A 2,483-nucleotide genomic window follows, 5' to 3' on the forward strand; every position below is an offset into this window, starting at 1 on the left:
GAATAAGAACAAGGAAGAAAACAACTGTTTTCTTCCTTGTTTTTTTAGCTATATACTTTTTCACGTGCGTTTGGAGAATCTGTTGAAGCTTTCGAGAAGTTAATGGTTTCACGTACAACGTAAATAGGTCTATTTTTACTTTCATCGTAGAATAAGAACAAGGAAGAAAACAACTGTTTTCTTCCTTGTTTTTTTAGCTATATACTTTTTCACGTGCGTTTGGAGAATCTGTTGAAGCTTTCGAGAAGTTAATGGTTTCACGTACAACGTAAATAGGTCTATTTTTACTTTCATCGTAAATTCTTGCGATGTATTGTCCGACTAGACCTAAACCAAGTAGCTGAATACCGCTAAAGAAGGTGATAGCTACCATAATAGAAGTCCAGCCAGGCTGAATGTTTTTACCTATCAGCCAAACAACAATCGAATAACTTAAAACTAAAAGTGATACAAAAACCGATAATAAGCCAATAACCATTACTAAACGCAAAGGCTTCGTTGAAAACCCAATAATTCCATCTGAAGCAAACTTGATCATCTTTTTTAAAGGATATTTTGTTTCACCAGCAAAACGTTCATCGCGCTCATATTCTACATATGTTTGCCTGAAGCCAATCCAAGACATCATTCCTCGTACAAAACGATTACGTTCAGTCATTTTTTTGAATACATCCGCTACTTTTCGGTCGATAATACGAAAATCTCCCGTGTCTTTAGGGATTTCGATATCGGACATATAATTTAAAAAGCGATAAAAATACTTAGCCGTGGCTAATTTAAAAAAGGTCTCTCCGCTTCGTTTCTTGCGCTTTGCATATACAATTTCATAGCCTTGCTGCCATTTAGCAATTAATTCGGGAATCATTTCTGGCGGATCTTGTAAGTCCGCATCAATAATAACGATAGCATCACCTTGAGCATAATCAATGCCTGCTGTTACGGCAGTTTGGTGCCCGAAATTACGAGCGAAATCAATAACTTTTACGTTAGAATCCATAGCCGCTACGTCCTTCAAGATTTCAATTGTTCGGTCGGTGCTGCCGTCATTGACGAAAATGAACTCATAGTTAATGTGGTTTTTATGCATGACGGAAAGCAAGCGATTGTAGCATTCATTAGCTACTTCTTCTTCAAAATACATAGGTACCACGATTGAAATTAGTTCTTTCATGCTTTACCTCCTATCGAGTGATTGTCTGTGTGCTTAAACGTCCATAATTTATTAAGGAAAAAATTGATAAACATTCCTATACAAGTAGACAACAGTTGTCCGATTATTGGATTAGCAGGTGTATAGTGTACAAGAAGGAATAAGCAGCTTGTATTAATTGCTAAAGTAATAAGGTTTACGATAAAAAATTGAGCTAACATCCATTTGTGTACGGTTGCTTGAAACACCCACGATTTGTTCCAATAGTAGCTGTTTATGACGCCAATAAAATAAGATAGTACGTTAGCCAATATATAATTCATATCAAAATGAATGAGTGCTAAATAACTGATAATAGTGAGCAGGGTATTCATTATACCTACAAATCCGAATTTCAGGAATTTTATCACGGTTGCATAATCCCTTCCATTTAATTTATCTCTTTACATTTTGTCTTGGGCTCATTTTTAGTAAATCGTACTATTAAATAGGATAGAATCACTGAAATACCAAACCCTTCGAGCAGCATAAAGCTTGGAAAAATAAAGAATCGATAGCGAGTTTGAATTTCAATAAGCAAGTGAATAAGAACGTATCCTATGATTAGTAATAAAAACAGTGTATACGGATATTTATCCTGCTTCTTCAGGAATAAACATATAAGTCCAATAATGGAAAGAATAGTAGTTGAAACATAAATAATTCTTTCATAACTTTGAGCAGCACTAATTAATTTCTCTTTATTAAAAGGTACATCTTCTTGAGGAGTTAATGAAATGCTCCAAAATGTAGATGCATCCGTTCCTCCCCACATATTTAGGAATTTAATGTGAAAGAGATCTAAAAGCTGCTCTTTATCTGCTACCCGCTCTTTAATTACCTCTTTTTCTGCTTCAGCTCGTTTTTCTCCAATTGGCATACCCATAAAACGACTAGCATCCTCTGAAGAATAAGAACCGCTTGTTTCGTAATTAAAGCCAATGACGAATTTCCATAAAGGATCTCTGTTACTTAAAGGATATTTAGAAATACCGCTGGCTACAAAAGAATAGTTGATTAGCGCATTTGCAATAAAAAAAGTAGCCAGTATGCCTACGAGGTTTTTTCCTATTTTCTTTCGACGAGCTTTTAATTCAGCAGCATCCTTCGTTTTAATGTAAGGTTGAAGAATTTGCAAGATGAAATAAATGAAAACAGCAACGATAATAATAGGTCCTAGAGGGCGCATTAAATTTCCTAACGCCAATAGAAGGCCAATATAAAGCCAGCTAAACTTGTTATGAGCAAATCTTTTTATAATAAGGTAAAAAGCTGCATAAAATAAAAAAGTAGC

2 protein-coding genes and 1 pseudogene are annotated in these 2,483 nt (G+C 34.8%); all 3 read right to left on the bottom strand.

Annotated elements, in window-relative coordinates; all coding sequences use genetic code 11:
• Window positions 1-193: 193 nt before the first annotated feature.
• Window positions 194-1,171 (bottom strand): glycosyltransferase family 2 protein, encoded by a 978-nt coding sequence (locus tag AC1DRF_RS23090; RefSeq protein WP_253351808.1) that lies wholly within the window; start codon window positions 1,169-1,171, stop codon window positions 194-196.
• Entirely contained in the window at window positions 1,168-1,560 is a 393-nt protein-coding gene (locus tag AC1DRF_RS23095) for a GtrA family protein (protein ID WP_477741787.1), read from the bottom strand. The genes AC1DRF_RS23090 and AC1DRF_RS23095 overlap by 4 nt, the downstream gene beginning before the upstream one ends.
• Window positions 1,561-1,580: 20 nt before the next feature.
• Window positions 1,581-2,483, bottom strand: a pseudogene (locus AC1DRF_RS23100) (hypothetical protein); the annotation flags it as partial.

The sequence above is a fragment of the Priestia sp. P5_B4 genome (assembly GCF_056400385.1).